The following is a 24,084-nucleotide window of genomic DNA, read 5'->3' as shown; positions in this document are numbered from 1 at the left end:
AGGAGTTTTTGTTATGTTAAGGCATGGGTGAACCGTTTTATTCCCTCTTCTACTAGTGAACGAGGGCAGCTGACATTCATGCGCAAAAAACCTTTGCCTTGTTCGCCGTATTTAGAACCAGGCTCAAGAGCCAATCGCCCTTTTGTGAGTAGCAAATCCATGATTTCCTCCTCTGTTTTGCCTGTCTTTCGGTAATCAATCCACAGCAAGTATGTAGCATTCGGTTTATAAATATGAATGCCTTCGATTTCAGTTAAACGGCTAATGGCAAGGTCCATATTTTCAGAAATATAGGGTAGCAATTGTTCTAGCCATTCTTCTCCTTCTTTTGAATACAAAGCTTTTAGTGCCACACCGGCAAAAATATTTAAGCTCATTTGAGCATGCTTCACCATATGTTCTCGCAACCGCGCTCGCAACTCTTCATCTGAGACAATCATCATGGCTACTTGGATACCTGCGATATTGAAGGTTTTAGTCGGTGCCATACATGTGATGATTCTATTTTTAGCATCGCCTGCAACTTGAGCAAGAGGTGTATGTTTTCGACCATCCAATATAAGGTCTGCATGGATTTCATCTGAGAGAATTAGCACATTGTTTTTCTCGCAAATGCTGATGATTTCTTGAAGAGTTTCGATAGACCACTCAAAGCCGCCAGGATTATGAGGGTGGCATAAGATAAACAGTTTTACGTCTTCCTGTTGCGTCATATTGTCAAACTTTTCAAAATTAAAGCTGTATACGCCGTCTACCTCATTCAATGGGCATTCTTTTACCGTACGATTTAAATTCTTTGGTACATTGAAGAATGGGGGATAGATGGGTGGCGTGATGATGACCGCTTCATTTTCCTTTGTAAATGTTTCTACAACTGCTGCAATGGCCGGTACTACCCCTTGCTGATATAAAATCCACGATGGATCAATTGTAAAACCATGACGTTTTTTGGCCCAGTCAACAAAAGCCTGAGTACCTTCTGCATCTTCAAATGTATAGCCAAAAACAGGGTGCTCAAGGCGTTTTTTAAACGCATCAATTAAAACGGCAGGCGCAGCAAAGTCCATATCTGCAATCCACATCGGCAGTATATCATTCGGGTCTTCTAATTGATAAATTTCAGCCATTCGATCCCATTTTACTGAGTTTGTAAGAGATCTATTTTCTATCTGATCTAATATGCTCAAAACAATTCCCCTTTTCTTTTTTTACAATTATGTTATCATATCCAATAGAATAAGAAAGCAAATAAGGTGAAAAACGATGGAAAATATCGAAATGAATAGAAAAGCCATTCTTACATTAGAGGCTTGGAATCCATTTAATATGAAAGATTTTCGCTATGATACAGAGGCAGCGGATGTAGTAGCGGCCCTGCAATATATTGATGATCCTTCTGAAATGGGCAAAAAAATTCAGCATATATATGAACAGTCATTTGAGCAATGGATTCCGATCGAGAAGTGTGTTGAGATTTCGTACAAGCTATTGGCTATTAAATTTGAAGCGAAATGCATAGTATAAGTGAATCTGCTTTATATCTAAAGAAAAAAACCAATGAAAACAAGTGAATTGTTTTCATTGGTTTTTTATTATTGGCGAATGAACGAGCTTTTGACCCCACAATTCAAATAGTGGGGGTAAGTGCCCTTAATTCGCGATTAATTTCATACACTTATAGGAAATAACCTGCTAAGCGAAGTTTTTATTCTGCATCCTGTGTAAGGCCATCTACTAAATTAGATACTGGGACTTCAAGCGCATTTGATAATATTAATAACGTCTGAGTTGAAGGTACTTCTTCACCTGATTCAAAGCGCGCTAATTTTTCAACGCCTACTCGAGTTTTTAAAGATAATTGATCAAGCGTCAGATTACGTTCTTGTCTCAACTTTGCTAATTGTGTTGAAAGATGATCTTGCATAAAACAGCACCCCTTGTCGGAAATTTTTCTCTACTTTGTGGGGGAGTAAAACACCCACTCATTGGAGCTTCATGTGAAGTCTTACCAATATCTGATGAATCATAATGCAGTCCTATCATCAAAATAATAGGGAAACTTCTCATTTATTACCTAATAATAGTATAACATGTAATTCCTTTAATCAAAAATATGTTTCATGGCAACTCTCACTATTCACAATTTATACATAATTCTAGCGTAATTCAAACACACTGATAATCTACTAAAAGCTACTTTAAAGAAGTTTTCGTAGATTTCTTGTATAAACACGATGAAGCAATTGGCACTAATATTGAATAGCAAAAGAACCAAGAATCCAATAAAAAATACAGAATCAAAAGGAATTTGTTGAAAAACAGCTTGCAAGACAATAAAGGACACTTAAAGAAGGCTTGTCCCATCGCCAACAAAAATGTTTTTTCCCAGTATGATATGACCAATCTGGGACAAACATGAATTTAATTCCTTCAAATGCACCGTCTAGTGTGATTGAACGGACAGCAAGGACAATGAAAAACATGAATAATATCGGTATCATCCATTTACTTGCTTTTTCAATACCGTTTTTCACCCCTCCTAGCACAATCCAAATTGTCAAGATCATAAATAATAAATAATGACTACTTCTCACAGATTTTGGGTAAGAGTAGTGAAAAGATGGCTATAAAAGGTTTGGCTTGTGCTGGTAAGCTTGAATGATATCGTCCGCATAAGATACTCAATATCCAGCCGCCATTATTGCCAGTCATGTAGGGGAATTTCAAAATAGCGCCTAAGCCTATCGCACTTCCCGTAGCGACCAGTATAAAACTGATTTTGATGCGAATTGATCCCTATTGGACACGTTTTGTGTCCTCCTTTCAAGTAAGGATTGTTTTATTTTACAACAATAATTTATTAGAAAGTACCGAAGTTTATAAAAAAATAACAAAGCTGAATATTCATTGTTGTTGAGCCAAACAATTACAAACTGGCTGTAGCCATCCAAAAAATAAGTGATTATATACTTCTTAGGATTCTTTTCAAAAATGAGGAATTTTTGCTCGACATAACGGTCTATGCTATAATTTTGTTGAAAAAATGTATATAGAAGTCACGGAAAGTAGGAAGGATTATGGCGAAAAAATATAAAGTAGGAGATGTGCTTACAGGAAAAGTAACTGGTATTCAGCCATATGGCGCATTTGTTGCATTAGACGAGACGACCCAAGGGCTTGTGCATATTTCAGAGATCACGTATGGTTTTGTGAAAGAAATTTCTGATTTTCTGACAATTGGACAAACAGTAGAAGTAAAAGTTTTAGAAGTAGATGATGACGCAAAAAAAATCAGCCTATCTATTCGTGCATTAAAAGAGCGTCCACCTATGAGAAAAAAAGAAGCAGTCCCACGCAAATCGCTTCAAGACCGTGTAGATGAAAGTGATTCAGTTGGATTTAACTCGTTAAAGGTTAAGCTTCGTGATTGGATTGAAGAATCAGGTATTAAGTAAAAAAGCTAATTCGCATATTATTTTGCGAATTAGCTTTTTTTTTCGGATTGCAAATTGGGGAAACTTCTTCTCAAGCCTTACTAGGAAGTTGTAGGCTACAAACCACCGAAGAAGATTATTTTCTTATTTTGCGAAGACGGTATTGCAGATTCTGCCTGCTCATGCCGAGAGCGGCTGAAGCTTGGGTAATATTGTGATTATATTTTTCCATTACTTTATTTAAATAATATTCTTCTGCTTCTCTCAAGTAGTCATCAAGTGGAAGTAGTTCTTTTTCTTGCTGTACGACAAAATAGTCTGCACTTTTTGAAGAAGAACTGTATGTTTGTGTTTTCCATTTGAAATGGAGTGGTAGCAATTCATAGGTGATTTCATCTTCGTTCGTAACCATAGACATAATATCGTCGAGCAGTATTTCTAATTCCTTCAGATTTCCTGGCCAATCATATTCCATGAATAGTTGCTCTACTTCTGTACTCAAGCCACTCACCGTTCTTCTAAAGCGATTGCTATACCTTCGTAAATAGTCATTTACGAATGGCTTTATATCTTCTCTTCGTGTGTTTAATGGCGGAACTATTATCGTTAAGGCAAAAAAGTAATAGAGCTCTTTGTGCAGTTTGCCTGTTGCAATAAGATCAATTGGATCACTTCCAATGCTTGCAATAAATTGGTGTGATGATTGCTTATATTCTTCGGCTAATGTTAAATACTCTTGCTGCAAATCAAGTGGCAAGTATTCAATCCTTTCACAAAAAATAGTGCTAGGCTCAGCCTTTTGCAGTTGTTTCTTCAAGCGTTCAATCATTGCTCTATCTGCACGCTGGCAAAAGAGAGTCGTGAAATTTCCCGCTGCTCGTGTTGAGGCATGATGGATGGCTTCAGCAATTAAATCTTTTCCTGTGCCAGATTCGCCTACAAGCAATACAGGAAGGCGAGCGGCGACAGCTTTTTTAGCTGTTTTAATCACTTCCTGCATCGGTTCTGAAACCGCAGTTATTTGTGAAAAAGTAATTGATTCACCGTAGCGTCTCATGGGTTGATACACTAGTTTTTCTAGTGTGGTAATATCTCGTGCAAACTCAATTGCTCCAATGAATTTTCCATCTTGGATAATGGGAAATGTGTCATTGATTGTTGTGATCTCTTGTCCATTTTGATTCCAATAAGTTTGCTTCACATTTTGGATAGGTTCTTTATTTTGCAAAACTTTGAGCAGGGTACTATCTTCTTTATCAAAATGAAACAACTCTAATATTGATCGATCGTGAACGTCTTCTAAGTGAAGACCTTCAATTTCCATCATTTTTTCATTGTAAATCAGCGTTTTGCCATGTGCATCGACTGCGTGAATGCCTACTGATGCATGCTCTGTCGCAAATTGATAAAACGGCAAAAGATTCTGTGTTGGATTCTCCATTTTTATCACCTTAAAAAATTTTTTTAGATTTTTTTAAATTTTTACTTGAAAAACGCAATATTATTTTGCATTATTATAAGTGTAATCGATAAAGTAATGCAAATTTTTTTTGCGCTCACATAAGGAGGACTAAGAAATGATTCCGTACACAACTGAACCATTAACAGATTTTTCAAAAGAGGAAAATCGCCAAGCATATGAAGTAGCCTTGAAAAAGGTACAAAGCGAAATTGGACAAGATTATCCATTGATCGTTGGGGGAGAAAGAATTACAACTGAAGACAAAATTGTCTCTTATAATCCTGCTAAAAAATCTGAAGTAGTAGGTCGCGTTTCAAAAGCAAATAAAGAAATCGCTGAAAAAGCAATGCAAGTTGCAGATGCAACATTTAAAACATGGAGCAAAGTAAAGCCAGAAGTTCGTGCTGATATTCTATTTAAAGCAGCAGCAATTACAAAACGTCGCCGCCACGAAATGTCTGCATGGATGACACTTGAAGCAGGTAAACCATGGGTAGAAGCAGATGCAGATACAGCAGAAGCAATTGACTTCCTAGAATACTATGGTCGTCAAATGTTAGCGCTTAAAGATGGCAAACCTGTACAAAGCCGTCCTGGCGAATACAATAAATTTGGTTATATTCCATTAGGTGTTGGCGTTGTTATCTCACCATGGAACTTCCCATTCGCTATTATGGCGGGTACTACAGTAGCTGCAGTTGTAACAGGAAATACAGTGTTACTAAAACCAGCTTCTACAACACCAGTAATTGCATATAAATTTATGGAGATCCTTGAAGAAGCAGGTCTACCAGCTGGTGTAGTAAACTACATCCCAGGCCCAGGCGCTGAAGTAGGAGATTACTTAGTTGATCATCCACGTACTCGTTTCGTAAGTTTCACAGGTTCACGCGATGTAGGTCTACGCATCAACCAACGTGCAGCTGTACAAAACGAAGGACAAATTTGGATCAAACGTGTTATCGCTGAAATGGGTGGTAAAGATACGATTGTTGTAGATAAAGAGGCTGACCTTGAGCTAGCTGCACAATCTATCGTTAAATCTGCTTTCGGTTTCAGTGGTCAAAAATGTTCTGCATGTTCACGTGCTGTAATCGTCGAAGATGTATATGATCAAGTGCTTGATCGCGTAGTAGAACTTACAAAAGAATTAACTGTTGGAGATCCAACAGATCACAATAACTTTATGGCTACAGTAATTGATGAAGCAGCATTTAAGAAAGTAACAAGCTACTTCGAAGTGGCTAACAGTGAAGGCCGCATCGTAGCAGGCGGTACTGCAGACGATTCAGTTGGTTACTTTGTTCAACCAACAGTTGTAGCAGACGTAGCACCAGATGCACGTGTAATGCAAGAAGAAATCTTTGGTCCAATCGTAGCAATTTCTAAAGCAAAAGATTTCAATGAAGCACTTGATATTGCAAACAACACTGAATATGGTTTAACAGGTGCTGTCATCTCAACAAATCGTGACCATTTAGAAAAAGCACGTGAAGAATTCTTTGTTGGAAATCTATACTTCAACCGTGGATGTACTGGCGCAATTGTTGGTTACCAACCATTTGGTGGCTACAACATGTCAGGTACTTGCTCTAAAGCAGGCGGTCCAGACTTCTTAACATTGCATATGCAATCTAAATCTGTATCTGAAACTTTATAATGTAATAGATGAAGAGGCGGGCAAACTCGTTTGCCTGCTTCCTTTTAAAAGAGGATTGTAAGCGCGTTCACTCAAACAAGGGGGAAAAAGAAATGACAACTACTTCAACTACATCAAGCAAAATCATTGCTCAAACAAATGAATTTGGTGCAAAAAACTATATGCCACTACCAATCGTTATTTCCGAAGCGGAAGGTGTATGGGTTAAAGATCCAGAAGGCAATAAATACATGGATATGCTTTCTGCTTATTCTGCAGTGAACCAAGGGCATCGCCACCCGAAAATCATTGAAGCACTAAAAGAACAGGCAGATCGTGTAACATTAACTTCACGTGCGTTTCACAGTGATCAATTAGGCCCATGGTATGAATTGGTAAGTGAAATGACTGGTAAAGAAATGGTATTGCCAATGAACACAGGCGCTGAAGCAGTAGAAACAGCATTCAAAGCTGCTCGCCGCTGGGCATATGATGTGAAAGGTGTAGAAGATGGCAAAGCAGAAGTAATTGCTTGCAACGGCAATTTCCATGGACGTACGATGCTAGCTGTATCTTTAACATCAGATCCTGAATACCGTCGTGGTTTTGGTCCATTGCTACCTGGTATTAAATTAGTTGATTACGGTGATCTAGAAGCACTAAAAGCAGCTATTACACCAAACACAGCTGCATTCATTATTGAACCTATCCAAGGGGAAGCGGGTATTATCATTCCTCCAGCTGGTTACCTAAAAGCTGCTCGTGAACTTTGCCGTGAAAATAACGTTCTATTTATTGCGGATGAAATTCAAGCAGGTCTTGCACGTACAGGTAAAATGTTTGCCTGTGAATGGGAAGATGTAAATCCTGATATGTACATTTTAGGAAAAGCTTTAGGTGGCGGTGTATTCCCAATTTCTTGCGTAGTAGCAAATAAAGAAGTATTAGGCGTCTTCAACCCAGGGTCACATGGTTCAACATTCGGCGGTAATCCAATGGCATGTGCAGTATCAATCGCATCACTAAATGTATTGCTTGACGAAAAACTTGCAGAACGTTCATTAGAATACGGCGAATACTTCATGGATGAATTGAAGAAAATTGATCATGAGGACATCAAAGAAGTGCGCGGACGTGGTTTATTCATCGGTATGGAATTAACTACAGAAGCTCGTCCTTACTGTGAAAAGCTAATGGAATTAGGGCTGTTGTGCAAAGAAACACACGACACTGTAATCCGTTTTGCGCCACCACTTGTTATTACAAAAGAAGAACTTGACTTTGCTCTTGAAAAAATTCGTGAAGTCTTCAAAAAATAAGAAAATAATAGTAAACTTTGAAGTAGAACTATGTTACAATGTTTGCACCTAGAACTACACTAACCATTATTATGAATAAAAGAGGCGAAAAAAACAAAATGGCTGAAAATCTTAACCTGTTTACATCTACACAAGCAGTGATCCAAGAAGCACTTCAAAAATTAGGATACGACGAATCAATGTACGAACTTTTAAAAGAACCGCTTCGTATGCTTGAAGTACGTATCCCCGTAAAAATGGATGATGGTTCTGTTAAAGTATTTACTGGCTATCGTGCGCAACATAACGATGCCGTGGGACCAACAAAAGGCGGTGTTCGCTTCCATCCTCAAGTTTCAGAGGAAGAAGTCAAAGCTTTATCTATGTGGATGACTTTAAAAGCAGGTATTGTTGATCTACCTTATGGTGGTGGTAAAGGCGGAGTTATCTGTGATCCACGCCAAATGTCTATGGGAGAAGTAGAACGTTTAAGCCGTGGCTATGTTCGTGCGACGAGCCAAATCGTTGGACCGACAAAAGATATTCCGGCTCCGGATGTATTTACCAACTCACAAATCATGGCATGGATGATGGATGAATATAGCCGTATGGATGAATTTAATTCACCTGGCTTTATCACAGGAAAACCAATTGTTCTTGGCGGTTCGCAAGGCCGTGACCGTGCAACAGCTCAAGGCGTAACAATTGTTATCGAAGAAGCTGCAAAACGCAAAAACATCGATATTAAAGGCGCCCGTGTTGTAATTCAAGGTTTCGGTAACGCAGGTAGCTTCTTAGCTAAATTTATGAGTGACTTAGGTGCAAAGGTAATTGCTATTTCAGATGCATACGGTGCTTTACATGATCCAGAAGGTTTAGATATTGATTATCTATTGGATCGCCGTGATAGCTTTGGTACAGTTACAACTTTATTTGAAAATACAATAACAAACCAAGAATTGCTTGAATTAGATTGTGATATCCTTGTGCCTGCAGCTATTGAGAACCAAATCACTGCTGACAATGCGCATAATATCCAAGCTAAAATTGTTGTAGAAGCAGCAAATGGTCCTACAACAACAGAAGCAACAAAAATTCTTTATGACCGCGGCATCTTATTAGTTCCAGATGTATTGGCTAGTGCTGGTGGCGTAACAGTATCTTACTTTGAATGGGTACAAAACAATCAAGGTTACTACTGGTCAGAAGAAGAAGTAAATGAAAAATTGCTTAAGAAAATGGTTGAAGCATTTGATAATGTCTATAGTGTTGCAGAAACACGCAATATTGACATGCGTTTGGCTGCATATATGGTAGGTGTGCGAAAAACTGCAGAGGCTTCACGTTTCAGAGGCTGGGTATAAATATAACAAAAGGAGAACATTCATTATATGTTCTCCTTTTTATATTGCAAATTTACATGTTTCTGATTGGGCGTACATTGTCTTTTTTTACAACACGATAGTTTCGTCTTTCTGAAACAAAGAACATACTTAAACTAATAAGCCCAGCAATCGCCACAAGAGTATAAATTGCTCGTGCACCAAAGCTTTGTTGTCCTGCGCCAAATAGTGTTGCTACTACATCAAATTGGAAAATACCGATTAGTCCCCAATTAAGAGCACCAATAACTGTCACTAGAAGTGCAAATTTTTGTAATCCGCTCATTCTGTTCACCTCCACTACTAGTTTGTTGCATTAAGCATGAAATAATTCACATTTAAAACAAAAAAATACGAGAAGAAAAGTTCTTCTCGCATTCTTAGCTTAGAGCATCAGGCCGTTCTCCAATATGCTTCCAGTCTTTCACTTCATTATCTTCGTCAAATGAGACAGTTACTTTTGAGACATTTTTTTGCGATAACAGTATATCAACTAAATGATCTCGTATATCATCCACATATGCAAAGCTTAAAGTAGGATCCACCTCAGCGATCAATTCAACATGAAGTGATTCTCCTTCTTTTACTACTTCTAACTGTTTAATATCTCTTATATTTGGATCATCTAATACAAGATAAGCGATATGGTTTAACATTTCCTCATCTGTTTCACCGATGACTCCACGCGCGTTTTCAAGGAATACAACACCCACTACATAGAACATCATCAAGCCGATGAGGATGGAAGCGATACCTTCCGCTTGCATAAACCCTGTAGTATGGGATATTACAACAGATAAAAGAGCGAGAACTCCGCCAGATGTAGCGACTAAATCCTCCATAAACACTAACTTTGTTGCTGGTCTTGCACTTGAAAGGTGTGTAAAAGCTTTTGGGATAGCTGTCATAGCATTTACTTTTGTACCTGCATCATGGGCAATTTCCTTAGATGCTTTTAAAAGAACTGATCCTTCCAACACGATACCAATCAATAACACAATCACACTAATCCAAACTTTTGAGGATTCGACGGGATGGGTGATTTGGTGCCAGCCTTCTATTACTGTCTCATATGACAATATGCCGACGATAAGGACAGCACCTAAACATACAAGATTGACCAATCGTCCAAAGCCTTTTGGGAATTGCTTAGTTGGCGATTTTTTAGATAGGGCAGAGCCGATAAAAACAAAGAATTGGTTAGCTGCATCGCCCAAGGAATGCATCGTTTCTGCAAACATAGCTACGTTTCCTGTGAACACATAAGCAATTAATTTGATGATGCCTAAGAACAAATTCACAAATGCTGCGAGTAGGGAAGGTTTATTCCCGTGCTTTAAAAGTTTCCATAAATCTTTCATCAAAGAACTCCTTTAAGACAGTATTTCAATTTCTACTTCTTCTGTATAAGGAAGTTTTTTTATGTCGCTGTATAACGAAAGGGTATCAAGTTTTTTAGATATGCTAGAACAGCGTAATGTTACTTGATGCTGTAATTCATTATTGGACAATCGTACATCCTTTATACAAAGATGATCTATCTCCATCTCACCGTCTTTTAAATATTGTAAAACATCTTTTATATTTTGTGCATCTCTTAAGTATAGCGTGATAAAAATATCTTTAGCACGAAGCCGTTTTGGTCCTATTTTAAAGAAGAGGGGAGCAATACCCTCCACGCCAATTAAAACAATTACGACTGCAATAATAGCTTGCAAATAGAAACCAGCCCCAACGGCGATACCAATCCCAGCTGCCCCCCATATCATGGCTGCGGTTGTAAGCCCGCTTATATTGTCGTTGCCTTTACGTAAAATAACACCTGCCCCTAAAAAACCAATACCGCTCACGATTTGTGCTGCAAGCCGTAATGGATCCATATTAATATTGACGCCTGGTACTGGCCTTGTATTAAAAACGGCCTCAATGGAAACGACAGTCAGCAAACAACTAAACGTTGATATCACTAAGCTGGTTTTTAATCCAACAGGTTTTTTTTTCAATTCCCTTTCAATGCCTATTCCTAAACTTAATGTAGCGGCAATAATTAATTTAATAATCGTCTCATAGGAGAGAGATTGCTCAACGAGTGAATAAGAATACATGATAGTCTCCGCCTTTCCAAAAATACCTTGTGAATATAGTAGATTAATGTAAGAATAATAGATATTGTATAATTACAAAGAGAGTAATACTTCTTAGTATAACAGCTTGGGGATGAGTCATTTGAACAAAGAAACAGTACGTCCATTAATCGCAATAATGATTGGAGTTATTTCCGTAGCTACTTCTGCGATCATGGTAAAATTAATTGAAGCAGATTCAGGGATTATTGCTTTTTATAGAATGCTTTTCTCTGTCTTGTTAATGGCTCCTGCTTTTTTAATACGCAATTTACACGAACTTAAAACTATTCAAAAACGAGATTGGCTTTTTTCGATCATCGCTGGTGTGTTTTTAGCCTTCCATTTTATCCTATGGTTTGATTCGTTACGCTATACATCGGTAGCTAGTTCCACGGTGCTTGTTACTTTACAGCCATTGTTTGCTATAGCTGGCACTTTTATTTTCTTTAAGGAACCTATTTATCTTAAAACAGTGATTGCTGGACTTATTGCCATCATAGGCAGCGTCCTTATTAGCTGGGGAGACTTTAAAGTAGGTGGACTGGCCTTTTATGGTGACCTATTGGCACTTATTGCTTGTGCTTTGGTTACAGGATACATGTTATTTGGCCAAGAAGTACGCAAAAGAGTTTCGCTGACTACTTATACTATACTTGTTTATACAACAAGTGCTGTAACGCTGTTATTTTATAATTTAATAAGAGGAGAGTCATTTGGTCATTATTCAGCTATGACATGGTTTTGGTTCTTAATGCTAGCAATTGTCCCGAACTTACTAGGGCATAATCTGTTTAACTGGGCACTGAAATGGGTTTCTGCAAATGCTATTTCAATTGCAATCTTATTTGAGCCAGTTGGTGCATCTATCCTTGCCTACTTTGTTTTCAAAGAAAGCTTGACAGCTACACAGGTTTTAGGAGGAATCATTGTTATTCTCGGTATTACATTGTTTGTAATAGATATTTCAAAGGTGAAGAAAATTATTTCAAAAAAACTATTGATTACTGAAAAGAAATAAGTTATAGTAAGTAATGTCGTTAAGACGTTCGCCACTTTTGAAAAATAAGTATTTTAAAAAAGTAGTTGACTAGATCTTGCGATAATGATAAGATATTAAAGTCGCTAAGTTGATAGCGAGATGAACCTTGAAAACTGAACAAGCAAGATGTTAATCATTTAAACTTACTAACAACTGTTAGTTTTAAAGACATCATCGTAAAGATGATGCGCTAGTGAAATTTTGAGCAATCAAACACTTTTATGGAGAGTTTGATCCTGGCTCAGGACGAACGCTGGCGGCGTGCCTAATACATGCAAGTCGAGCGAATGACGAGGAGCTTGCTCCTCTGATTTAGCGGCGGACGGGTGAGTAACACGTGGGCAACCTGCCCTGCAGACTGGGATAACTTCGGGAAACCGGAGCTAATACCGGATAATCCATTTTACTTCATGGTGAAATGTTGAAAGGCGCTTTCGCGCCACTGCAGGATGGGCCCGCGGTGCATTAGCTAGTTGGTGGGGTAACGGCCTACCAAGGCGACGATGCATAGCCGACCTGAGAGGGTGATCGGCCACATTGGGACTGAGACACGGCCCAAACTCCTACGGGAGGCAGCAGTAGGGAATCTTCCACAATGGACGAAAGTCTGATGGAGCAACGCCGCGTGAGTGATGAAGGTTTTCGGATCGTAAAACTCTGTTGTAAGGGAAGAACAAGTACGTTAGGAAATGAACGTACCTTGACGGTACCTTATTAGAAAGCCACGGCTAACTACGTGCCAGCAGCCGCGGTAATACGTAGGTGGCAAGCGTTGTCCGGATTTATTGGGCGTAAAGCGCGCGCAGGTGGTTTCTTAAGTCTGATGTGAAATCTCGCGGCTCAACCGCGAGCGGTCATTGGAAACTGGGGAACTTGAGTGCAGAAGAGGATAGTGGAATTCCAAGTGTAGCGGTGAAATGCGTAGAGATTTGGAGGAACACCAGTGGCGAAGGCGACTGTCTGGTCTGTAACTGACACTGAGGCGCGAAAGCGTGGGGAGCAAACAGGATTAGATACCCTGGTAGTCCACGCCGTAAACGATGAGTGCTAAGTGTTAGGGGGTTTCCGCCCCTTAGTGCTGCAGCTAACGCATTAAGCACTCCGCCTGGGGAGTACGACCGCAAGGTTGAAACTCAAAGGAATTGACGGGGGCCCGCACAAGCGGTGGAGCATGTGGTTTAATTCGAAGCAACGCGAAGAACCTTACCAGGTCTTGACATCCCAGTGACCACTCTAGAGATAGAGTTTTCCCTTCGGGGACATTGGTGACAGGTGGTGCATGGTTGTCGTCAGCTCGTGTCGTGAGATGTTGGGTTAAGTCCCGCAACGAGCGCAACCCTTGATCTTAGTTGCCATCATTTAGTTGGGCACTCTAAGGTGACTGCCGGTGACAAACCGGAGGAAGGTGGGGATGACGTCAAATCATCATGCCCCTTATGACCTGGGCTACACACGTGCTACAATGGACGGTACAAAGAGTCGCAAACTCGCGAGAGCAAGCTAATCTCATAAAACCGTTCTCAGTTCGGATTGTAGGCTGCAACTCGCCTACATGAAGCCGGAATCGCTAGTAATCGCGGATCAGCATGCCGCGGTGAATACGTTCCCGGGCCTTGTACACACCGCCCGTCACACCACGAGAGTTTGTAACACCCGAAGTCGGTGAGGTAACCTTTTGGGGCCAGCCGCCGAAGGTGGGATAGATGATTGGGGTGAAGTCGTAACAAGGTAGCCGTATCGGAAGGTGTGGCTGGATCACCTCCTTTCTAAGGAATTTAACGGAATACAGACTTCGTCTGTAGGATTAACATCTTGCTGTTCAGTTTTGAGGGTTCATACTCTCAAAACCTTGTTCTTTGAAAACTGGATAAAACGACATTGAAGAAATTCTTAAGTAACACATTTATTAAGTTTTAAATTTTTTAGGCTTAATAACTTAAAGGCTTTTATAAGCCAACGGTTAAGTTATTAAGGGCGCATGGCGGATGCCTTGGCACTAGAAGCCGATGAAGGACGGCACTAACACCGATATGCTTCGGGGAGCTGTAAGTAAGCTTTGATCCGGAGATTTCCGAATGGGGAAACCCTCTATCCGTAATGGGGTAGAATCTTGACGTGAATTCATAGCGTCTTGATGGCAGACTCAGGGAACTGAAACATCTAAGTACCTGAAGGAAGAGAAAGAAAATTCGATTCCCTTAGTAGCGGCGAGCGAAATGGGAAGAGCCCAAACCAAGAGGCTTGCCTCTTGGGGTTGTAGGACACTCTATACGGAGTTACAAAGGAATGCGTTAGGCGAAGCGGTTTGGAAAGACCCACCATAGCAGGTAACAGTCCTGTAGTCAAAAGTGCATTCTCTCTTGAGTGGATCCTGAGTACGGCGGAACACGTGAAATTCCGTCGGAATCTGGGAGGACCATCTCCCAAGGCTAAATACTCTCTAGTGACCGATAGTGAACCAGTACCGTGAGGGAAAGGTGAAAAGCACCCCGGAAGGGGAGTGAAAGAGATCCTGAAACCATGTGCCTACAAGTAGTTAGAGCCCGTTAATGGGTGATAGCGTGCCTTTTGTAGAATGAACCGGCGAGTTACGATTACATGCAAGGTTAAGTTGAAGAGACGGAGCCGCAGCGAAAGCGAGTCTGAATAGGGCGAATAAGTATGTGGTCGTAGACCCGAAACTAGGTGATCTACCCATGTCCAGGGTGAAGGTAAGGTAACACTTACTGGAGGCCCGAACCCACGCACGTTGAAAAGTGCGGGGATGAGGTGTGGGTAGCGGAGAAATTCCAATCGAACCTGGAGATAGCTGGTTCTCTCCGAAATAGCTTTAGGGCTAGCCTCGTGATGAAGAATCCTGGAGGTAGAGCACTGTTTGGACTAGGGGTCCATCCCGGATTACCGAATTCAGACAAACTCCGAATGCCAGTGATTTATACACGGGAGTCAGACTGCGAGTGATAAGATCCGTAGTCAAAAGGGAAACAGCCCAGACCACCAGCTAAGGTCCCAAAGTAATTGTTAAGTGGAAAAGGATGTGACGTTGCTTAGACAACCAGGATGTTGGCTCAGAAGCAGCCACCATTTAAAGAGTGCGTAATAGCTCACTGGTCGAGTGACGCTGCGCCGAAAATGTATCGGGGCTAAACAATTCACCGAAGCTGTGGATAGACATCTACGATGTCTGTGGTAGGAGAGCGTTCTAAGTGCTGTGAAGTCAGACCGGAAGGACTGGTGGAGCGCTTAGAAGTGAGAATGCCGGTATGAGTAGCGAAAGATGGGTGAGAATCCCATCCACCGAATGACTAAGGTTTCCTGAGGAAGGCTCGTCCTCTCAGGGTTAGTCGGGACCTAAGCCGAGGCCGACAGGCGTAGGCGATGGATAACAGGTTGATATTCCTGTACCACCTCCCTGCCATTTGAGTAATGGGGGGACGCAGTAGGATAGGGTAAGCGCACTGTTGGTTATGTGCGTCCAAGCAGTAAGGCGTGAGAGTAGGCAAATCCGCTCTCTATAACGTTGAGCTGTGATGGCGAGCTCTTTAGAGCGAAGTTCCTGATTTCACACTGCCAAGAAAAGCCTCTAGCGAGGCAGGAGGTGCCCGTACCGCAAACCGACACAGGTAGTCGAGGAGAGAATCCTAAGGTGAGCGAGAGAACTCTCGTTAAGGAACTCGGCAAAATGACCCCGTAACTTCGGGAGAAGGGGTGCTCTAGTAGGGTGCAAGCCCGAGAGAGCCGCAGTGAATAGGCCCAGGCGACTGTTTAGCAAAAACACAGGTCTCTGCAAAACCGTAAGGTGACGTATAGGGGCTGACGCCTGCCCGGTGCTGGAAGGTTAAGGGGATTGCTTAGCGCAAGCGAAGGTGAGAACCGAAGCCCCAGTAAACGGCGGCCGTAACTATAACGGTCCTAAGGTAGCGAAATTCCTTGTCGGGTAAGTTCCGACCCGCACGAAAGGCGTAACGATCTGGGCACTGTCTCAACGAGAGACTCGGTGAAATTATAGTACCTGTGAAGATGCAGGTTACCCGCGACAGGACGGAAAGACCCCGTGGAGCTTTACTGTAGCCTGATATTGAATTTTGGTACAGCTTGTACAGGATAGGTAGGAGCCATTGAAACCGGAGCGCCAGCTTCGGTGGAGGCGTCCTTGGGATACTACCCCAGCTGTATTGAAATTCTAACCCGTACCCCTGATCGGGGTAGGAGACAGTGTCAGGCGGACAGTTTGACTGGGGCGGTCGCCTCCTAAAGAGTAACGGAGGCGCCCAAAGGTTCCCTCAGAATGGTTGGAAATCATTCGTAGAGTGTAAAGGCACAAGGGAGCTTGACTGCGAGACCTACAAGTCGAGCAGGGTCGAAAGACGGGCTTAGTGATCCGGTGGTTCCGCATGGAAGGGCCATCGCTCAACGGATAAAAGCTACCCCGGGGATAACAGGCTTATCTCCCCCAAGAGTCCACATCGACGGGGAGGTTTGGCACCTCGATGTCGGCTCATCGCATCCTGGGGCTGTAGTCGGTCCCAAGGGTTGGGCTGTTCGCCCATTAAAGCGGTACGCGAGCTGGGTTCAGAACGTCGTGAGACAGTTCGGTCCCTATCCGTCGTGGGCGTAGGAAATTTGAGAGGAGCTGTCCTTAGTACGAGAGGACCGGGATGGACACACCGCTGGTGTACCAGTTGTTCTGCCAAGAGCATCGCTGGGTAGCTATGTGTGGACGGGATAAGTGCTGAAAGCATCTAAGCATGAAGCCCCCCTCAAGATGAGATTTCCCATTACGCAAGTAAGTAAGATCCCTCAAAGACGATGAGGTAGATAGGTTCGAGGTGGAAGTGTGGCGACACATGGAGCTGACGAATACTAATCGATCGAGGACTTAACCAAATTTCTTAAGAACCTTCAATTTACGTTTATCCAGTTTTGAGAGAACAAGAAATAGTTTTTTAAAAAAAGTTGTTGACTTTTCTAGAAAACATGGTATAATAATTCTTGTCCTTAAATAAATAATAGGTCTAGTAATGATGGCAAAGAGGTCACACCCGTTCCCATGCCGAACACGGAAGTTAAGCTCTTTAGCGCCGATGGTAGTTGGGGGCTTCCCCCTGTGAGAGTAGGACGTTGCTAGGCTGTAATATGGAGGATTAGCTCAGCTGGGAGAGCATCTGCCTTACAAGCAGAGGGTCGGCGGTTCGATCCCGTCATCCTCCACCATATTTATTCGCCGGTGTAGCTCAGTTGGTAGAGCAACTGACTTGTAATCAGTAGGTCGAGGGTTCGACTCCTTTCGCCGGCACCACTTAAAATGAGTCATTAGCTCAGTTGGTAGAGCATCTGACTTTTAATCAGAGGGTCGTAGGTTCGAATCCTACATGACTCACCATTTTAATCACGCGGGTGTGGCGGAATTGGCAGACGCACTAGACTTAGGATCTAGCGCCGCAAGGCGTGGGGGTTCGACTCCCTTCACCCGCACCATTTTAAATTAAATATTGCCAGATTAACACAGCATATGCGGAAGTAGTTCAGTGGTAGAACATCACCTTGCCAAGGTGGGGGTCGCGGGTTCGAACCCCGTCTTCCGCTCCAAATATGCCGGGGTGGCGGAACTGGCAGACGCACAGGACTTAAAATCCTGCGGTAGGTGACTACCGTACCGGTTCGATTCCGGTCCTCGGCACCATTTTTATAAATTAGAGAAATTTACATATGCGCCCATAGCTCAACTGGATAGAGCGTCTGACTACGGATCAGAAGGTTGTGGATTCGACTTCTGCTGGGCGCACCATTTCCGGGAAGTAGCTCAGCTTGGTAGAGCACTTGGTTTGGGACCAAGGGGTCGCAGGTTCGAATCCTGTCTTCCCGACCATTAAAAAAATTAATTTGGGGCCTTAGCTCAGCTGGGAGAGCGCCTGCCTTGCACGCAGGAGGTCAGCGGTTCGATCCCGCTAGGCTCCACCAAATTTTAAAATATAATATCATGGCGGCCTAGCTCAGCTGGCTAGAGCGTACGGTTCATACCCGTAAGGTCGGGGGTTCGATCCCCTCGGCCGCCATATTAAAGGACCTTTAGCTCAGTTGGTTAGAGCAGACGGCTCATAACCGTCCGGTCGCAGGTTCGAGTCCTGCAAGGTCCACCATTTAAATATCGGAGGAATACCCAAGTCTGGCTGAAGGGATCGGTCTTGAAAACCGACAGGCGGGTCAAACCGCGCGGGGGTTCGAATCCCTCTTCCTCCTCCATTATCACAAAATAATATATAACATTATCGCGGGGTGGAGCAGTTCGGTAGCTCGTCGGGCTCATAACCCGAAGGTCGCAGGTTCAAATCCTGCCCCCGCAACCAAATGGTCCGGTAGTTCAGCTGGTTAGAATGCCTGCCTGTCACGCAGGAGGTCGCGGGTTCGAGTCCCGTCCGGACCGCCATTTTTTTCAAAAGCATTATGGGTCGGTAGCTCAGTTGGTAGAGCATTAGATTGAAGCTCTAAGTGTCGGCAGTTCGATTCTGTCCCGACCCACCATGATGCGGGTGTAGTTTAGTGGTAAAACCACAGCCTTCCAAGCTGTTGTCGGGAGTTCGATTCTCCTCACCCGCTCCAAAATGGGCCTATAGCTCAGCTGGTTAGAGCGCACGCCTGATAAGCGTGAGGTCGATGGTTCGAGTCCATTTAGGCCCACCATTTATTATTCCGAAGTAGCTCAGTTGGTAGCAGCATCTGACTGTTAATCAGAGGGTCGCAGGTTCGAGTCCTGCCTTCGGAGCCATGTGGGGAAGTACTCAAGTGGCTGAAGAGGCGCCCCTGCTAAGGGTGTAGGTCGGGCAACCGGCGCGAGGGTTCAAATCCCTCCTTCTCCGCCATACAATTGGCCCCTTGGTCAAGCGGTTAAGACACCGCCCTTTCACGGCGGTAACACGGGTTCGAATCCCGTAGGGGTCATACTAAGTCTTTAGAACAGTTTATGTTCTAAAGACTTTTTTATTTTTATGTTAATCCGTTCAATATTTCGAGAATTTCCATCTCATCTTTTTTCTTTTCTTAAAAATCGAAAAATGGCTTTGAAAAGTTGTTTTTGGGGAATAAATAAGAAAGAATGGGAGGCTAAGTATATGAACGAACAACAATTACAACATTTAAAGAATGAATTATTGGATGAGCTGAAACGTATTGAAGAAAGGCCTGATAATGACAGGGTTTTTGAATCAACGGAGCTCTCTAACTATGATAACCATCCTGCTGATCAGGCGACAGATCTGACAGACCAAGCAACAGAGCTTGCAATGGATAAATTCCATGACTTTCAAAAAGAAGAAATTAAAGAAGCGCTTCGGGCCATGGAGGCTGGTACGTATGGTACCTGTGTAGTGTGTGGTAAAGAAATTCCTTACGAACGCTTAGAAGCAATGCCTAGAACTTTGACTTGCATAGAGCATGCGGAGGATACACTAGATACAACGGAACGTTCAGTTGAAGAAGGAGTTCTGACAGGGAATACTTCACATCCGAGCAATTTGAAGGATTACCGTGTTGACGGCGAAGATAGCTTTCTGGTTGTCGAAGAATATGGCTCATCAGATTCACCATCTGATAAAGGAAGCGAATCTGATGGAATTTATGATACAGATTTATAAAAGACTGCATTTACGCAGTCTTTTTGTTTTGTCCAAATTCCATGATTAGTCATTAAAAAAGCAAATAAGTGCCGAAAATTAATGAAAGTTGTATGATAGAATATATAGAAGTATGTACTTAGTAGATAAATGATCTACTGACGGAGGTAATTTTCATGAATCATCAGTTGTCGTCAACAATCGGCGACCAAAAGGATACAGAAAAAACAACACTGCAGTTTTTCTCAGAAACAATCGAAGTTAGCTCTTTGTCTGCATTAGCCTTTTTTCATGCGGGTGAAGAAGAATTTACTGGACAACGTTTTTTCTGGCAAAATCCTGATCAAACTTTTACGTTAGTTGGCTTAGGCCATGCACATATAATCGAAAGCGGATTAAATGAGGGACGTTTTGAAGAGGTCGACCAGCAATGGAAGAAGCTCACGCAGCATGTACTCACAAATGAGGAGAATGTAAGACCCGTATTATTCGGAGGTTTTACATTTGATCCTGCCAACACACAGTCAGGCGAGTGGGATGATGTGCCAGAAGCATTTTTCGCAGCTGCTACCTACCAGTTAATTATCCGTAACGGACACAGCTATATTAGCACAAACTATATAGCAGAACGGGAAGAAGCAGGACTGTTTCAGAAGCTTTGCAAAAAAAGAGATGAACTTCTCCGTGCAAGCTACACATTTGAGAAAGTGGAATACGCTAAACCAATAGTGGTTGAAAGTACAGAGCCCAATAAAGCTGCTTACCTTACATCGATTGAACAAGTAACAAATCTTATTCAAAAGAAAGAAGCGGACAAGGTAGTCATTGCGCGTTCACATGTTTTGAAATTTCAAGAGCCAGTTGCTTCAGCAAATGTACTTGCACAGCTAATGAATGAACAACAAAATAGCTATCTGTTTGGCTTAGAATATAAAAACCATTTCTTTTTTGGCGCCTCTCCTGAACGTTTAGTAAAAGTGCAAGATGCTTACGCATATTCATCATGTATAGCGGGTTCTATTAAACGTGGGAGATCAAGCGATGAAGATGAACGTTTAGGGCTTGAATTATACAATGATGCGAAGAACCGTTCAGAGCATCAATACGTAGTGGATATGATCGGCAAGACATTTAAGGATAATTGTTCTTCTTATTCAATCCCTAGCCAACCTGAACTATTAAAAATCCGGGATATCCAACACTTATTTACACCTGTTGAGGGACATTTAAAGAATGGAGCTACGATTTTGCAATTGGCGAAAACCTTGCATCCGACTCCTGCTTTAGGCGGTGTGCCGCGAATGCGCGCTATGGAAGTGATACGCCAATATGAACCGATGAACAGAGGTTTATATGCAGCACCAATTGGTTGGCTGGATGATCGAAATAATGGTGAATTTGCGGTTGCAATACGATCAGCATTATTAAATTCGAATAAAGCCTTTTTATATGCGGGCGGAGGCATTGTAGCTGATTCAACGCCACAAAGTGAGTATGAAGAGACACTTGTAAAATTCCGCCCAATGGTTCGCGCTTTAGGGGGTCAATTAGATGACGAATAAAGAGATTTTAAATAACTATGTATATAAACTTGTGAGTGCATTGCATGCTACCGGCATAAAAGATGTTGTAGTGAGCCCTGGCTCTCGTTCTACGCCACTTGCTTATGCATTTGCCAACAGTAAAGAATTTACGCTATATCGACAAGTGGATGAGCGGTCAGCTGCTTTTCTTGCATTGGGACTTGCCAAGGCTAGTACAAAACCTGTTGTCCTTGTATGTACATCGGGTACGGCAGCAGCAAACTATTTCCCAGCGATTGTAGAAGCTAAAATAGCACGTGTGCCTTTAATTGTATTAACGGCAGATCGCCCTCATGAGTTACGTGAAGTAGGAGCACCCCAAGCGATTGCACAAACTCATCTTTATGGAGATCAAGTAAAATGGGCAGTTGATTTTCCAATACCAGATGACTCACAACAGACATTGCCGTTTATTGAGCGCCATATCGCTCGTGCGGTGGCTATTGCAAGCACGCATCCATATGGACCAGTTCATGTCAATGTGCCGTTTAGAGAGCCATTATTGATTGATTTTCCGGAACATTTGCCAGTAGCCTCCTTTACAGAGAGCATATCCTCTCAATTGAAGCCAACTGAGCATGCAATGAATTTGTTTGAAACAGTCATTGAACAAGCGAAAAAAGGGTTTATTATTGTTGGGGAATTATCAGGTCGCACAGATATTACCTATATGTGGCAATTGGTTCGCCGGCTAAAATGGCCTGTTCTCGCTGATAGTCTATCCCAATTGCGAGCGAATGTGCCAGAAGACTGCGAGGCTTATATTATTGATCAATACGATGCATTGCTGAAAAATGATGCATTTAAACAGATGGCAGCAGCAGATACAGTGATCCGCTTCGGCGCTCAGCCTGTTTCTAAACCATTAATGCAATTTTTAACGTATTGTGAGCCAAGTACCTATTTGGTAGTAGATGAAGATCCGATGTTTCGTGATTCGCTTTCTCTCTCAACCATGCATATTCAGGCATCTATCGATCAGTGGCTAAATGATCTTATCATCAATCCAGCAAATATAGATTCAGCTTATGTAAATCTGTGGACACAATCAAATGAAGCTGCAGAAGCTAAAGTTGAAACATACAAGCTAGAAGAGACTGATGAAGGGGCAATGGCAGCTGTTTTATTCCAGTCATTGCCAGATGGAAGTAATTTATTTGCAAGTAGCAGCATGCCGATACGAGATGTCGATACTTTCTTTTTGAAAACCTCGCGTGATATTCATATTTACGCTAACCGAGGAGCAAATGGCATTGATGGGGTTGTATCCACGGCAATAGGTACGCAATTGGCAACAAAGCGGGATACGTATTTGTTAATAGGCGATTTAGCGTTTCTACATGATAGCAATGGATTAATTGCTACACGATATCAAGCTTGTGATATAACGATTGTCATTATGAATAATGATGGTGGTGGCATCTTCTCTTATTTATCGCAATCGACAGTTGAACAACATTATGAGGAACTATTTGGCACACCTTCAGGACTTCAATTTGCTGATTTGGCAAAAATGTATGATGCAGAGTACGAACCTGTCCATACAAAGGAAGAACTTAAGAAAGTAGTGCAACGGCCGAAAGCTAAAGCGTTACGAATTATAGAAGTGTTCACCAATCGTGCGCAGAATTTAGAAGCACATCGTAATCTTTGGGATGCAATTGGCAAGGAGTTAGACAAGAAATGGCAAGTGTAATGACAAGTATTCGTGGCCAGAATATCCATTATCAAGTGGTTAATCCAGAAGCAAAAACGACCATAGTTTTTCTCCATGGCTTTACAGGCAGCACAAAGACTTGGGAATCCACTGAACAATGGATATCCAAAAAGTATCGTATGATTTCAATTGATTTAATGGGCCATGGTTTAACGGATTCTCCTTATAGCGTAGAGGCCTACTCGATGGATGAACAAGTGGAGTTGCTGCGTGAATTCTTCGAAGCCCGCCGAATCTATACGTGTACATTGGTTGGTTACTCCATGGGAGGTAGAGTGGCACTAGCTTTTGCCATCAGGTATCCTGATAAAGTGAAAAAGCTAGTTTTAGAAAGTGCCTCTCCAGGTTTAAAGACCGAAGAAGAACGTAGAACCCGGATAAAAAATGATCGGCAGTTGGCAGAGCGTATTGAAAAAGATGGCGTAGAAGCATTTGTGAATTATTGGGAGACCATTCCTTTATTTGAATCACAAAAACATTTGCCAGCTGATATTAAACAGCAAGTAAGAGATGAAAGGCTAAACCAATCACCTGTTGGACTTGCCAATAGCTTGAGAGGAATGGGGACGGGTAAGCAGTCGTCCTATTGGCATGAGCTTAAACATTTTCAAAAACCTGTTGTCATGCTGACTGGAGAACTCGATCGAAAATTTATTCAAAAAGCAATAGAGATGAAAGAAGAGTTTCCAATTTGCGAGCATCATATTGTGCCAGCAGTTGGCCATGCAATACATGTGGAAAATCCTCAAATCTTTGCTACAATAATAAAGGAACATTTAGAAGACGAATAGGAG

Annotated in this window: 17 protein-coding genes, 20 tRNA genes and 3 rRNA genes; 33 read left to right on the top strand and 7 right to left on the bottom strand. The window is 42.1% G+C overall.

Features of this window, described 5'->3' with window-relative positions; translation table 11 throughout:
* Nucleotides 1–11: 11 nt before the first annotated feature.
* Complete coding sequence (locus tag M2M59_RS11520) at nucleotides 12–1,187, bottom strand: MalY/PatB family protein (protein WP_249774630.1); 1,176 nt, start codon at nucleotides 1,185–1,187, stop codon at nucleotides 12–14.
* Between the two features lie 76 nt (nucleotides 1,188–1,263).
* Here M2M59_RS11520 and M2M59_RS11515 point away from each other — a divergent pair, with 76 nt between their 5' ends.
* Nucleotides 1,264–1,524 (top strand): DUF1871 family protein, encoded by a 261-nt coding sequence (locus tag M2M59_RS11515; RefSeq protein ID WP_249774629.1) that lies wholly within the window; start codon nucleotides 1,264–1,266, stop codon nucleotides 1,522–1,524.
* Between the two features lie 181 nt (nucleotides 1,525–1,705).
* On the opposite strand, the gene M2M59_RS11510 is transcribed toward M2M59_RS11515, so the two are convergent.
* Both M2M59_RS11510 and M2M59_RS11505 read right to left on the bottom strand, forming a co-directional pair.
* Nucleotides 1,706–1,924 (bottom strand): helix-turn-helix domain-containing protein, encoded by a 219-nt coding sequence (locus M2M59_RS11510; RefSeq protein WP_066789168.1) that lies wholly within the window; start codon nucleotides 1,922–1,924, stop codon nucleotides 1,706–1,708.
* A gap of 373 nt (nucleotides 1,925–2,297) precedes the next feature.
* Entirely contained in the window at nucleotides 2,298–2,534 is a 237-nt protein-coding gene (locus M2M59_RS11505) for a hypothetical protein (protein ID WP_249774628.1), read from the bottom strand.
* Nucleotides 2,535–3,077: 543 nt separating this feature from the next.
* Between M2M59_RS11505 and yugI the strand changes: the two genes are divergently transcribed.
* Nucleotides 3,078–3,455 carry a S1 domain-containing post-transcriptional regulator GSP13 gene (gene yugI, locus M2M59_RS11495; RefSeq protein WP_066789162.1) on the top strand — a complete coding sequence of 126 codons (378 nt, stop codon included), beginning with the start codon at nucleotides 3,078–3,080 and terminating at the stop codon, nucleotides 3,453–3,455.
* Between the two features lie 115 nt (nucleotides 3,456–3,570).
* Here the strand turns inward: yugI and M2M59_RS11490 are convergent, their stop codons facing one another.
* The gene (locus M2M59_RS11490; protein ID WP_249774627.1) at nucleotides 3,571–4,875 is read right to left on the bottom strand and encodes an AAA-type ATPase lid domain-containing protein; all 1,305 of its coding nucleotides are present in this window, start codon (nucleotides 4,873–4,875) and stop codon (nucleotides 3,571–3,573) included.
* Between the two features lie 136 nt (nucleotides 4,876–5,011).
* Between M2M59_RS11490 and pruA the strand changes: the two genes are divergently transcribed.
* The 3 genes from pruA to M2M59_RS11475 all read left to right on the top strand — a co-directional run bounded on the left by pruA (nucleotide 5,012) and on the right by M2M59_RS11475 (nucleotide 9,197).
* Complete coding sequence (gene pruA / locus M2M59_RS11485; RefSeq protein WP_147196454.1) at nucleotides 5,012–6,556, top strand: L-glutamate gamma-semialdehyde dehydrogenase; 1,545 nt, start codon at nucleotides 5,012–5,014, stop codon at nucleotides 6,554–6,556.
* A 92-nt stretch (nucleotides 6,557–6,648) separates the two neighbouring features.
* A complete protein-coding gene (locus M2M59_RS11480) occupies nucleotides 6,649–7,854 on the top strand; it encodes an ornithine--oxo-acid transaminase (RefSeq protein ID WP_249774626.1) in 1,206 nt (401 codons plus the stop codon).
* 98 nt (nucleotides 7,855–7,952) lie between these two features.
* Nucleotides 7,953–9,197: a Glu/Leu/Phe/Val family dehydrogenase gene (locus tag M2M59_RS11475; RefSeq protein WP_147196458.1), complete on the top strand. Its 1,245-nt coding sequence runs from the start codon at nucleotides 7,953–7,955 to the stop codon at nucleotides 9,195–9,197.
* 52 nt (nucleotides 9,198–9,249) lie between these two features.
* Here M2M59_RS11475 and M2M59_RS11470 read toward each other — a convergent pair whose 3' ends face one another.
* The 3 genes from M2M59_RS11470 to M2M59_RS11460 all read right to left on the bottom strand — a co-directional run bounded on the left by M2M59_RS11470 (nucleotide 9,250) and on the right by M2M59_RS11460 (nucleotide 11,320).
* Nucleotides 9,250–9,501 (bottom strand): DUF378 domain-containing protein, encoded by a 252-nt coding sequence (locus M2M59_RS11470; protein WP_066789153.1) that lies wholly within the window; start codon nucleotides 9,499–9,501, stop codon nucleotides 9,250–9,252.
* Nucleotides 9,502–9,595: 94 nt separating this feature from the next.
* On the bottom strand, nucleotides 9,596–10,576 hold the full coding sequence (locus M2M59_RS11465) for a cation diffusion facilitator family transporter (RefSeq protein WP_150285130.1): 981 nt from the start codon (nucleotides 10,574–10,576) through the stop codon (nucleotides 9,596–9,598).
* 12 nt (nucleotides 10,577–10,588) lie between these two features.
* Nucleotides 10,589–11,320: an MgtC/SapB family protein gene (locus M2M59_RS11460; protein WP_066789149.1), complete on the bottom strand. Its 732-nt coding sequence runs from the start codon at nucleotides 11,318–11,320 to the stop codon at nucleotides 10,589–10,591.
* Nucleotides 11,321–11,441: 121 nt separating this feature from the next.
* Here M2M59_RS11460 and M2M59_RS11455 point away from each other — a divergent pair, with 121 nt between their 5' ends.
* The 28 genes from M2M59_RS11455 (at nucleotide 11,442) to menH (ending at nucleotide 24,081) form a co-directional block, all read left to right on the top strand.
* Nucleotides 11,442–12,359 carry a DMT family transporter gene (locus M2M59_RS11455; RefSeq protein ID WP_147196462.1) on the top strand — a complete coding sequence of 306 codons (918 nt, stop codon included), beginning with the start codon at nucleotides 11,442–11,444 and terminating at the stop codon, nucleotides 12,357–12,359.
* A 239-nt stretch (nucleotides 12,360–12,598) separates the two neighbouring features.
* A 16S ribosomal RNA gene (locus M2M59_RS11450) occupies nucleotides 12,599–14,146 on the top strand.
* A 192-nt stretch (nucleotides 14,147–14,338) separates the two neighbouring features.
* Nucleotides 14,339–17,267, top strand: a 23S ribosomal RNA gene (locus tag M2M59_RS11445).
* A 127-nt stretch (nucleotides 17,268–17,394) separates the two neighbouring features.
* Nucleotides 17,395–17,510 (top strand): 5S ribosomal RNA (gene rrf, locus M2M59_RS11440).
* Together the 16S, 23S and 5S rRNA genes with 20 tRNA genes alongside form the textbook arrangement of a ribosomal RNA operon.
* A gap of 8 nt (nucleotides 17,511–17,518) precedes the next feature.
* Nucleotides 17,519–17,594: transfer RNA gene (locus M2M59_RS11435), tRNA-Val, on the top strand.
* Between the two features lie 9 nt (nucleotides 17,595–17,603).
* A tRNA-Thr gene (locus M2M59_RS11430) sits at nucleotides 17,604–17,679 on the top strand.
* Between the two features lie 8 nt (nucleotides 17,680–17,687).
* A tRNA-Lys gene (locus tag M2M59_RS11425) sits at nucleotides 17,688–17,763 on the top strand.
* A 10-nt stretch (nucleotides 17,764–17,773) separates the two neighbouring features.
* Nucleotides 17,774–17,858: transfer RNA gene (locus M2M59_RS11420), tRNA-Leu, on the top strand.
* Between the two features lie 36 nt (nucleotides 17,859–17,894).
* Nucleotides 17,895–17,969, top strand: a tRNA-Gly gene (locus M2M59_RS11415).
* Between the two features lie 5 nt (nucleotides 17,970–17,974).
* Nucleotides 17,975–18,063 (top strand) — tRNA-Leu (locus tag M2M59_RS11410).
* A gap of 28 nt (nucleotides 18,064–18,091) precedes the next feature.
* A tRNA-Arg gene (locus tag M2M59_RS11405) sits at nucleotides 18,092–18,168 on the top strand.
* 4 nt (nucleotides 18,169–18,172) lie between these two features.
* Nucleotides 18,173–18,249: transfer RNA gene (locus tag M2M59_RS11400), tRNA-Pro, on the top strand.
* Nucleotides 18,250–18,265: 16 nt separating this feature from the next.
* Nucleotides 18,266–18,341: transfer RNA gene (locus M2M59_RS11395), tRNA-Ala, on the top strand.
* A 21-nt stretch (nucleotides 18,342–18,362) separates the two neighbouring features.
* Nucleotides 18,363–18,436 (top strand) — tRNA-Met (locus M2M59_RS11390).
* Between the two features lie 7 nt (nucleotides 18,437–18,443).
* Nucleotides 18,444–18,520: transfer RNA gene (locus M2M59_RS11385), tRNA-Ile, on the top strand.
* 10 nt (nucleotides 18,521–18,530) lie between these two features.
* Nucleotides 18,531–18,623 (top strand) — tRNA-Ser (locus M2M59_RS11380).
* A 27-nt stretch (nucleotides 18,624–18,650) separates the two neighbouring features.
* Nucleotides 18,651–18,727 (top strand) — tRNA-Met (locus M2M59_RS11375).
* A gap of 3 nt (nucleotides 18,728–18,730) precedes the next feature.
* A tRNA-Asp gene (locus M2M59_RS11370) sits at nucleotides 18,731–18,807 on the top strand.
* Between the two features lie 19 nt (nucleotides 18,808–18,826).
* A tRNA-Phe gene (locus tag M2M59_RS11365) sits at nucleotides 18,827–18,902 on the top strand.
* A gap of 4 nt (nucleotides 18,903–18,906) precedes the next feature.
* Nucleotides 18,907–18,980: transfer RNA gene (locus tag M2M59_RS11360), tRNA-Gly, on the top strand.
* 4 nt (nucleotides 18,981–18,984) lie between these two features.
* Nucleotides 18,985–19,061 (top strand) — tRNA-Ile (locus M2M59_RS11355).
* Between the two features lie 8 nt (nucleotides 19,062–19,069).
* Nucleotides 19,070–19,146: transfer RNA gene (locus M2M59_RS11350), tRNA-Asn, on the top strand.
* A 3-nt stretch (nucleotides 19,147–19,149) separates the two neighbouring features.
* Nucleotides 19,150–19,240, top strand: a tRNA-Ser gene (locus tag M2M59_RS11345).
* Nucleotides 19,241–19,247: 7 nt separating this feature from the next.
* A tRNA-Glu gene (locus M2M59_RS11340) sits at nucleotides 19,248–19,319 on the top strand.
* Nucleotides 19,320–19,489: 170 nt separating this feature from the next.
* A complete protein-coding gene (locus M2M59_RS11335; RefSeq protein WP_249774625.1) occupies nucleotides 19,490–20,011 on the top strand; it encodes a TraR/DksA C4-type zinc finger protein in 522 nt (173 codons plus the stop codon).
* Between the two features lie 155 nt (nucleotides 20,012–20,166).
* A complete protein-coding gene (locus M2M59_RS11330) occupies nucleotides 20,167–21,552 on the top strand; it encodes an isochorismate synthase (protein WP_249774624.1) in 1,386 nt (461 codons plus the stop codon).
* Nucleotides 21,542–23,269: a 2-succinyl-5-enolpyruvyl-6-hydroxy-3-cyclohexene-1-carboxylic-acid synthase gene (gene menD, locus M2M59_RS11325; RefSeq protein WP_249774623.1), complete on the top strand. Its 1,728-nt coding sequence runs from the start codon at nucleotides 21,542–21,544 to the stop codon at nucleotides 23,267–23,269. Before M2M59_RS11330 ends, menD begins: the two co-directional genes overlap by 11 nt.
* On the top strand, nucleotides 23,257–24,081 hold the full coding sequence (menH, locus tag M2M59_RS11320) for a 2-succinyl-6-hydroxy-2,4-cyclohexadiene-1-carboxylate synthase (RefSeq protein WP_147196104.1): 825 nt from the start codon (nucleotides 23,257–23,259) through the stop codon (nucleotides 24,079–24,081). Before menD ends, menH begins: the two co-directional genes overlap by 13 nt.
* Nucleotides 24,082–24,084 lie beyond the last annotated feature (3 nt).

The organism is Rummeliibacillus sp. G93, assembly GCF_023515935.1.
Taxonomy (GTDB): Bacteria; Bacillota; Bacilli; order Bacillales_A; family Planococcaceae; genus Rummeliibacillus; species Rummeliibacillus stabekisii.
The sequence above is the reverse complement of the archived record's forward strand: the minus strand, read 5'-3'. Positions and strand labels throughout refer to the sequence as shown.

Coding starts and splice junctions, on each gene's coding strand:
- M2M59_RS11515 (WP_249774629.1), top strand. CDS start 1,264: ATGGAAAATATCGAAATGAATAGAAAAGCCATTCTTACATTAGAGGCT.
- M2M59_RS11510 (WP_066789168.1), bottom strand. CDS start 1,924: ATGCAAGATCATCTTTCAACACAATTAGCAAAGTTGAGACAAGAACGT.
- yugI (WP_066789162.1), top strand. CDS start 3,078: ATGGCGAAAAAATATAAAGTAGGAGATGTGCTTACAGGAAAAGTAACT.
- M2M59_RS11490 (WP_249774627.1), bottom strand. CDS start 4,875: ATGGAGAATCCAACACAGAATCTTTTGCCGTTTTATCAATTTGCGACA.
- pruA (WP_147196454.1), top strand. CDS start 5,012: ATGATTCCGTACACAACTGAACCATTAACAGATTTTTCAAAAGAGGAA.
- M2M59_RS11480 (WP_249774626.1), top strand. CDS start 6,649: ATGACAACTACTTCAACTACATCAAGCAAAATCATTGCTCAAACAAAT.
- M2M59_RS11475 (WP_147196458.1), top strand. CDS start 7,953: ATGGCTGAAAATCTTAACCTGTTTACATCTACACAAGCAGTGATCCAA.
- M2M59_RS11470 (WP_066789153.1), bottom strand. CDS start 9,501: ATGAGCGGATTACAAAAATTTGCACTTCTAGTGACAGTTATTGGTGCT.
- M2M59_RS11465 (WP_150285130.1), bottom strand. CDS start 10,576: ATGAAAGATTTATGGAAACTTTTAAAGCACGGGAATAAACCTTCCCTA.
- M2M59_RS11460 (WP_066789149.1), bottom strand. CDS start 11,320: ATGTATTCTTATTCACTCGTTGAGCAATCTCTCTCCTATGAGACGATT.
- M2M59_RS11335 (WP_249774625.1), top strand. CDS start 19,490: ATGAACGAACAACAATTACAACATTTAAAGAATGAATTATTGGATGAG.
- M2M59_RS11330 (WP_249774624.1), top strand. CDS start 20,167: ATGAATCATCAGTTGTCGTCAACAATCGGCGACCAAAAGGATACAGAA.
- menD (WP_249774623.1), top strand. CDS start 21,542: ATGACGAATAAAGAGATTTTAAATAACTATGTATATAAACTTGTGAGT.
- menH (WP_147196104.1), top strand. CDS start 23,257: ATGGCAAGTGTAATGACAAGTATTCGTGGCCAGAATATCCATTATCAA.